Annotated in this window: 1 protein-coding gene; it reads left to right on the top strand. The window is 43.2% G+C overall.

Annotated elements, in window-relative coordinates; genetic code table 11:
• Positions 1–1,608 (top strand): group II intron reverse transcriptase/maturase (gene ltrA, locus QUA56_RS36500; protein ID WP_333368874.1); only part of this gene is annotated, 1,608 nt, incomplete at its 5' end.
• Positions 1,609–1,705: the final 97 nt, after the last annotated feature.

The following is a 1,705-nucleotide window of genomic DNA, read 5'->3' on the forward strand; positions in this document are numbered from 1 at the left end:
AAGAAGACGGCAGGTGTGGATGGCGTTAAATCGCTGACCCCAAAGCAACGTCTCGCCTTGATAAATAAAATATCATTGGGTTCAAAGGTTAAGCCAACACGCCGAGTTTGGATACCCAAACCAGGGACAGATGAGGAAAGACCTTTAGGTATACCGACAATGGAAGACCGAGCTTTGCAAGCGTTAGTCAAACTGGTGTTAGAACCAGAATGGGAAGCGCGATTTGAACCTAACTCATACGGGTTCAGACCTGGACGCTCATGCCACGATGCGATAGGAGCAATATTCTGTGCGGTTAATAAAAAATCCAAGTATGTGTTGGATGCCGATATCAGTAAATGCTTCGACCGTATTAATCACGATGTACTTCTCAAAAAATTGAATACTTATCCTACCCTACGGAGACAAATCCGAGCTTGGTTAAAAGCTGGTGTTATGGATGGAAACGAGCTATTCCCAACTGATGAAGGTACACCACAAGGCGGGGTAATTTCACCTCTACTTGCCAATGTCGCCTTACATGGGATTGAGGAATTGATTATGGGTTTAGCCCCAAAATTCGAGATGAAAGACTATCGTGGTTATAATCTTGGATTGCGAGACAAACTCAAATCGATTTCATTGATAAGATATGCGGACGATTTTGTAGTCCTTCATGAGGATTTAGAAGTTGTAAAGCTGTGTCAAGTAGAGATAGAGAAGTGGTTGAGTGGCATTGGGTTAGAACTAAAGCCGAGTAAAACAAGATTAGCTCACACCCTGAACAAGTTAGATGATGAACAACCTGGATTCAACTTCCTAGGATTCAACGTCAGGCAATTCCCTGTTGGGAAACACAATTCAGGCAAAATAAAGGGTAAAATCCTCGGATTTAAGACTATTATCACCCCCAGTAAAGAAAGTCAGAAAAAGCACTACATAAAAGTTGCTGAAGTAATAAATAAATCGCGTGGGTCAAACCAAGCGACTTTAATTAAGAATCTCACTCCTATCATACGGGGTTGGTGCAACTACTTCTCAACAGTCGTCAGTCAAAAAATATTTTCAAAGCTGTGGCACTTAGTGGTTTGGAAACTCCTGAAGTGGGGTCGTCATCGTCATAGGAACAAAGGCAAAGGGTGGATACGCCGTAAATACTTCAAAACCGTAGAAGGCAATAACTGGGTGTTCGCAACCGGAGAGGGTAACAATCCTCTAATGCTAATACAACATAGCTCCACTGAAATAAAGCGCTATGTAAAAGTAAAAGGAATGGCATCACCCTATGACGGGGACTGGATATATTGGAGTTCAAGAATGGGAGTACACCCCGAAATACCCGTAAGAGTGGCTAAATTACTCAAGCGACAAAAAGGGAAATGCGCTCACTGCGATAACTACTTCAAAGATGGAGATTCGATAGAAGTTGACCACATCATCCCCAAATCGAAAGGTGGAAGGGAATTGTATGATAATTGGCAGCTACTCCATCGACATTGCCACGACACAAAGACTGCCAATGATGGTAGTCTCGGTAACAAATCTAGCTGCAAAAGCGCTAAACCTAAGCCACCAGTGGAACCAAGCCTTTGGGCGTGGGAAAACGATATGTTGGTAATGACGTACTGATGACAACAGCCGTTTTATTGAGGAGCGGAATGATGGGAAACTATCACGTTCCGTTTTGGAGAGCAGTGGAGGAGGCGACTCCTTCACTGACTTTAAT

Origin of the sequence: Microcoleus sp. N3A4 (assembly GCF_036701805.1) — a bacterium.
Classification (GTDB): domain Bacteria; phylum Cyanobacteriota; class Cyanobacteriia; order Cyanobacteriales; family Microcoleaceae; genus Microcoleus.